The sequence below is a fragment of the Rhodovibrio sodomensis genome (genome assembly GCF_016583645.1).
GTDB lineage: Bacteria > Pseudomonadota > Alphaproteobacteria > Kiloniellales > Rhodovibrionaceae > Rhodovibrio > Rhodovibrio sodomensis.
In genome coordinates, this window is the sequence record NZ_NRRL01000189.1 from 1 (window position 1) to 5,744 (window position 5,744).

The window sequence follows — 5,744 nt, forward strand, 5'->3', positions numbered from 1 at the left end:
TGGGCATGGCGGTCCTCCTTCTGCTGAATGTTTGAACCCGCTGAGCGGAGTTCGTGCTGACATCCCTGGAGGGCCGCCACCCTCTCCTCAACATCTCAGAGGGTGGCCGCCGCGATACCCCATCTCTGAGAGCGAGAAAGCCTGAAGACCGGAGCGGCCTTCAGGCTTGTCTCTGACAGTCATCGATGCGCGTGAACGCGTCAGCTGTAAGGCGGTTCCGCCAGTCAGCCTCTTGCCCTATTTTGCCGCCGGGTTGAGTTCCGGCCAGTTGATCTCCGCGGTTTCGATGAACCCGGGGATGTCCTTCTCCCACTTCGCCTGCACCGATTTGGAATAGTTCAGGTACAGCGCGCCGTCGACGATCTTCCAGGCGTCGGGATCGATCGAGACGAGCTGGTCCTTGGCAACCGCGTAGGCGCAGTAGCCGCCGTATTTGGGGGCGTATTTGTCCGGGTTCGCCTGGAACGCCTGGCGGTGGTCGGCGCTGGCGAAGTGCCAGGTGACGCCCTGCCACTCCAGGCTGTGCTCCGCGCTGCCCTCGACCGGCGCGCCCTGGTCGAAATAGGCGACCGGGTCGTAGCCGCGGATCGCCACGCCGTCCTCGGCGAAATAGGCGGTCTTGTCGTCGGAGCCGAGGAACCCCTCAGCCCCGCTGGCGAACGCGGCGGCGACGACGGTGGCGACAGCGAGCGCCCCAAGGGCGCGGCGGAGATCGGTGACGGCACGGCGCATGGGGGAATCCTCCCAAACGACGGTGAGATTGGTTTTCGGCCTATATGCCCGTGTTCCGATCATCGGCCAACACACGGGCAATCACGACCCCGTGGCCCGGACGCGAGGGCCGAGCAGACACGAAAAAGGCCGGCCGTCGGGGGCGACGGCCGGCCTTCTCGGACGGTTGTCGTAGCGGCGTCGGCGCCGGTCGTTACCGGGCGGCCTGCTGCGCCTGCGGCGCGTTCTGCAAGCGGCCTTCCTTGGCGGCGTTGCGCATCGCCTTCTGCAGCTTCTCGAAGGCGCGCACCTCGATCTGCCGGACGCGTTCGCGGCTGATGCCGTACTCCTGGCTCAGGTCCTCCAGCGTGGTCGGGTTCTCCTTCAGGCGCCGCTCGTTCAGGATGTGGCGCTCGCGGTCGTTGAGCGCGCCCATCGCCTCCTGCAGCAGCTGCCGGCGCTGGCTCATCTCCTCGCTGTCGGCGAGCAGGCTTTCCTGGTTCTCGCCCTCGTCGACCAGCCAGTCCTGCCACTCGCCGTCGCCGTCCTGGCGCAGCGGGGCGTTCAGCGAGTGGTCCGGGCTGCCCAACCGCCGGTTCATGTTGATGACGTCGGTCTCGGGCACGTTCAGGCGCTCGGAGATCGTCTCGACCTGCTCGGGGTTCAGGTCCCCCTCGTCGATCGCCTGCATCTGTCCCTTCAGCTTGCGCAGATTGAAGAACAGCTTCTTCTGCGCCGCGGTGGTGCCCATCTTCACCAGCGACCAGGAGTGCAGGATGTATTCCTGGATCGCCGCGCGGATCCACCACATCGCATAGGTCGCCAGCCGGAAGCCGCGCTCGGGGTCGAACCGCTTGACCGCCTGCATCATGCCGACGTTGCCCTCCGAGATCAGTTCCGAGAGCGGCAGGCCGTAGCCGCGGTAGCCCATGGCGATCTTGGCGACCAGACGCAGGTGGCTGGTCACCAGCTTGTGCGCGGCTTCGGTGTCGTTGTCCTCGCGCCAGCGCTTGGCCAGCATGTACTCTTCGTTTTGCTCCAGCATCGGGAACTTGCGGATCTCCTGGAGATACCGCGACAGGTTGCCTTCGCTGGGAACGGTGGGAAGCTGCGGCTGCGCCATCGTCCGACTGATCCTCCACGCGTCTTGAAGTCGTGTCGTCCGCCTCGTTGGACCGGTTGCGGGTCCGCCAGATCCGGGTCCGGAGAGCCCGGGAAAGGCCCGGCGCAACAAGTAAGTCTTAGTAATAAGGCTAGCGCATGGCAGACCCCTCCGGGAACCGCCGTCGGCTCAGGGCTGCCATGTCCAGTCGCGGTCCAGTCGCGGCTGCCCGCGCGTGCCGCCCATGGCCATCAACGCCGGATACCCGCTGCGAGGTCCATGCCGGGCGGCGCGCCGATATAGCCGCCGACGTCGACCGCCGTTTCAGCCGCCGTCGGGGCGGGTGCTGCCTATCGGGGTGGTTTCGGGAACAGCGCCGTCAAAATCGGTCGCCGGGTGTGTTCGCGCCTCGATACCCGAGAGGTGTGAATCTTGACCGGCGATTTCAAGTTACCCGGGACAGCGCGTCGATCACCTCCTGCAGGTCCTGCGGCAGGGGCCGTTCGAAGCTGCACCAGCGGCCGTCGTCCGGATGCGCGAAGCCGAGCCGCTCGGCGTGCAGCGCCTGCCGGGTCAGGCCGCGCACCGCCTGCTGGGCGGCGTCAGGCAGTTCGCGCAGCACCCGGTGGCGCGGCCGTCCGTAGGTCGGGTCGCCCAGCAGCGCGTGTCCGGCCTCGGCCAGGTGGACGCGAACCTGGTGGGTGCGGCCGGTCTCCAGCTTGCACGACAGTTCGGCGATCCCGCCGCGGGCGAGCACGCGCCGCACCTTGTACTGCGTCGCCGCGGGCCGGCCGCCGCGCGCGACCACCGCCATCTTCTTGCGGTTCTGCGGCGCGCGCCCGATGTCGCCCTCGATCCGGCCGCTGACCGGATCGGGCACGCCCCAGCACACAGCGCGGTAGGCCCGGTCGATCGCGCGCTCGGCGAACTGGGCCACCAGCGCGTGGTGCGCCGGCTCGGTCTTGGCGGCGACCATCAGGCCGCTGGTGTCCTTGTCCAGCCGGTGGACGATGCCGGGCCGCCGCTCCCCGCCGATCCCCTGCAGGCTGTCGCCGCAGTGCGCGATCAGCGCGTTGACCAGCGTGCCGGTCTCGTTGCCGGGCGCGGGGTGGACGACCATGCCCGCCGGCTTGTCGATCACGATCAGCGCGGCGTCCTCGTAGACCACCGCGAGCGGGATCGACTCACCTCGCGGGGTCGCCGGCGCGGCCGGCGGTACCGCCACCTCCAGGCGCTGGCCTGCCTTTACGCGGGTCTTGGGCTCGGCTATCATCCGGCCGTCCGCGCGCACCCGGCCCGCCTGGATCAGCGCCTGGACCCGGCTGCGCGACAGCTCGGGCAGGGCGGCCGTCAGCGCCCGGTCGATCCGCGCGCCGTCCGCCTCCGCCGCGACCGTGAGCGTATGCAAGACCTGCGCGTCCGGGTCCGGCAACTCCTCCGGCAGCAGGTCGTGGGCCCAGTGCCCCGGGAACGCGTCGCGTTCGGACCTTGCCCGCTCGGACATCGCGCGCTGGGGCGTCTTGCGCTCGGACGTCTTGCGCTCGGACGTGGCGCGCTCGGGGGTCGGTTGGTCGGGCTTGGGCGCGGTCATCGCAACAGGACTTCACGGAGTTGAAACGGCGTCGGTGCGGACTGTCCGCCCTTCGCCAGCGACACGCAACAGGCATCCGCTGTCCGCACAGTCAAGATCCGGCGCGAACGGGCCAAACGCCGCTTCGGCGCTTCGGCATCTCGCGCCAGCACGATAACGGGAACCATGGCGAAACAGGACGGGAATACGCGCGCGCTCAAGGGGTTGGTGATCGGCATGGGCGTGCTGATCGTGGTCGGCCTGACCATCGTGGTGGTGACGATCGCGATGCGCCTGAGCGGACCCGAAGCCGCCGACGGCCAGGCCGCCCAGGCCGGCAGCAGCGCGACCAGCGCAACCACCGCAACCACCGCGCGCCCGGCGGCGCGCCCGTCCGGCGCGCAGCCGTTCGGCGCGTTGCAGCTGGGCATGGCCGACAGCTGCCGGATCGCGGACGCGGTCGCGAGCGGCGGCACCCTGGTGGTGCGCGTCGAGGGCCCGGCGCAGGACGGCTGCGGCCAGCTGGTCGTGGTCGACCCCGCGCAGGGCCGCGTCCTGGGCCGGATCCGTCCCGGGGCAGGCGGCGCCAGCAACCGTGCGGGGGGCGAGCCATGAACTTCGCCAGCGACAACACCTCGGGCGCGCACCCCAAGGTGCTGCAGGCCCTGAGCCAGGTCGACGCCGGCCCGGCGATGCCGTACGGCCACGATCCGGTGACCGCGCGGGCGCAGGATCGCCTGCGCGCGGTGTTCGGCCACGACCGGCTGGCCGCCTATCCGCTGGCCACCGGCACCGCGGCGAACGCGCTGACGCTGGCGTGCCTGACCCCGCCGTGGGGCGCCGTCTACTGCCATCGCGACAGCCACATCAACACCGACGAGTGCGGCGCCCCGGAGATGTTCGCCGACGGCGCCAAGCTGATCCCGCTCGACAGCGCGCATGGCAAGCTGACGCCGCAGACGGTCGATGCCGCGCTCGCCGAGCACACCCCCGGGTTCGTCCACGCGGTGCAGCCGCACGTGCTGGCCCTGACCCAGGCGACCGAGGCCGGGACGGTCTACACCCCCGACGAGGTCGCCGCCCTGGCCCGGGTCGCGCACGCCCACGGCCTGAAGGTGCAGATGGACGGCGCGCGCTTCGCCAACGCGCTGGTCACGCTCGGCTGCAGCCCGGCGGAGGTAACCTGGCAGGCCGGCGTCGACGTGCTCGCCTTCGGCGCCACCAAGAACGGCACGCTCGGCGCGGAGGCGGCGGTGTTCTTCGACCCCGCGCTGGCGCACGGCTTCGCGTATCGGCGCAAGCGCGCCGGGCACCTGTTTTCCAAGATGCGTTACCTGTCCGCCCAGTTGGAGGCGTATTTGGCCGACGACGTCTGGCTGCTCAACGCCGGCCACGCCAACGCCCTGGCGCGCCGGCTGGGCGAGGGGCTGGCGGCGCTGCCGGGCTGCCGCCTGCTGCACCCGGTGCAGGCGAACGAGGTGTTCTGCGAATTGCCCGCCGGGCTCGCCGACGCGCTGAGCCGGGAGGGCTTCACCTTCTACCGCTGGGGCGCCGGAGATGGCGGCTCGGACGCCGTGGGGGTGCGCCTGGTCGCCTCCTGGAACAGCGAGCCGGGCCACGTCGACGCCCTGCTGAACGCCGCCGGCCGTCACGCCAGCCAGGCCGCCTGAGCCGGACGCGCCCGCCCGGCCCGTCGCGTCCGCCGAAGCCACCCGGGCGCACCCGTGGCGGGCAAGCGCGCGCGGAGCCGGCCGCCCCCGGCGCGCGCTTGCCGGGTGGTCGCGCTGGCGCGCGAACAATCTGTCACCCGCCCCAAGATACACCTTGCATCTCCCCCCGATTGTTGGTTATCCATCCGCCCAGCTAGACCTTGGGCCGCCCGTTCTCCGGTCCATCGCCAGTGTCCCCTTCGTCTAGTGGCCTAGGACGCTGCCCTCTCACGGCAGTAACAGGGGTTCGAATCCCCTAGGGGACACCACCATGATCCGCAGTATTGTGCGGATTTTTTAATGTCCGGCCGCTGATAGGTACCACATCGGGTTTTCGAGAACGCGGACGCGCATCACGGAATTCCCGGCACCGTCCGAGTCCGTGTCCGGCCATGGCGTGGGTTCCGACCATGGAACCCGGAAGCGGATCGAGCGTAAGCGTGCGCCGAGGACTGCCTACCGTGGCGTGATGGAGTGTGCGTGAGATGGGCGTTCGGGCGCGGGTGGCGCTCGTAACGTCATTATTCACGTGGGTAGTACCATCACGATGGAACGGGTTGAGGTGATCACCGGCCGCCGCCGACGGCGACGCTGGTCGTGGGCGGACAAACAGCGGATCGTCGCCGAGGCGTCGATGCCGGGGGTGTGCGCG

5 protein-coding genes and 1 tRNA gene are annotated in these 5,744 nt (G+C 70.0%); 3 read left to right on the forward strand and 3 right to left on the reverse strand.

Annotated elements, in window-relative coordinates:
• Positions 1–237: 237 nt before the first annotated feature.
• From CKO28_RS26505 to CKO28_RS26515, 3 genes are all read right to left on the reverse strand, one after another.
• A complete protein-coding gene (locus CKO28_RS26505) occupies positions 238–732 on the reverse strand; it encodes a YHS domain-containing (seleno)protein (protein WP_200344300.1) in 495 nt (164 codons plus the stop codon).
• 193 nt (positions 733–925) lie between these two features.
• On the reverse strand, positions 926–1,834 hold the full coding sequence (gene rpoH, locus CKO28_RS26510; protein WP_200344302.1) for an RNA polymerase sigma factor RpoH: 909 nt from the start codon (positions 1,832–1,834) through the stop codon (positions 926–928).
• Positions 1,835–2,258: 424 nt separating this feature from the next.
• Positions 2,259–3,404: an RluA family pseudouridine synthase gene (locus tag CKO28_RS26515; RefSeq protein ID WP_242480841.1), complete on the reverse strand. Its 1,146-nt coding sequence runs from the start codon at positions 3,402–3,404 to the stop codon at positions 2,259–2,261.
• 165 nt (positions 3,405–3,569) lie between these two features.
• On the opposite strand from CKO28_RS26515, the gene CKO28_RS26520 reads away from it, so the two are divergent.
• The 3 genes from CKO28_RS26520 to CKO28_RS26530 all read left to right on the forward strand — a co-directional run bounded on the left by CKO28_RS26520 (position 3,570) and on the right by CKO28_RS26530 (position 5,361).
• A complete protein-coding gene (locus tag CKO28_RS26520) occupies positions 3,570–3,998 on the forward strand; it encodes a hypothetical protein (protein ID WP_200344304.1) in 429 nt (142 codons plus the stop codon).
• A complete protein-coding gene (locus CKO28_RS26525) occupies positions 3,995–5,053 on the forward strand; it encodes a threonine aldolase family protein (protein ID WP_200344306.1) in 1,059 nt (352 codons plus the stop codon). Before CKO28_RS26520 ends, CKO28_RS26525 begins: the two co-directional genes overlap by 4 nt.
• A gap of 232 nt (positions 5,054–5,285) precedes the next feature.
• Positions 5,286–5,361 (forward strand) — tRNA-Glu (locus CKO28_RS26530).
• Positions 5,362–5,744 lie beyond the last annotated feature (383 nt).

What these genes read in the sequence shown, in the direction of transcription:
- CKO28_RS26515 (WP_242480841.1), bottom strand. Translation starts at nt 3,404, where the DNA reads ATGACCGCGCCCAAGCCCGACCAACCGACCCCCGAGCGCGCCACGTCC.
- CKO28_RS26505 (WP_200344300.1), bottom strand. Translation starts at nt 732, where the DNA reads ATGCGCCGTGCCGTCACCGATCTCCGCCGCGCCCTTGGGGCGCTCGCT.
- CKO28_RS26525 (WP_200344306.1), top strand. Translation starts at nt 3,995, where the DNA reads ATGAACTTCGCCAGCGACAACACCTCGGGCGCGCACCCCAAGGTGCTG.
- rpoH (WP_200344302.1), bottom strand. Translation starts at nt 1,834, where the DNA reads ATGGCGCAGCCGCAGCTTCCCACCGTTCCCAGCGAAGGCAACCTGTCG.
- CKO28_RS26520 (WP_200344304.1), top strand. Translation starts at nt 3,570, where the DNA reads ATGGCGAAACAGGACGGGAATACGCGCGCGCTCAAGGGGTTGGTGATC.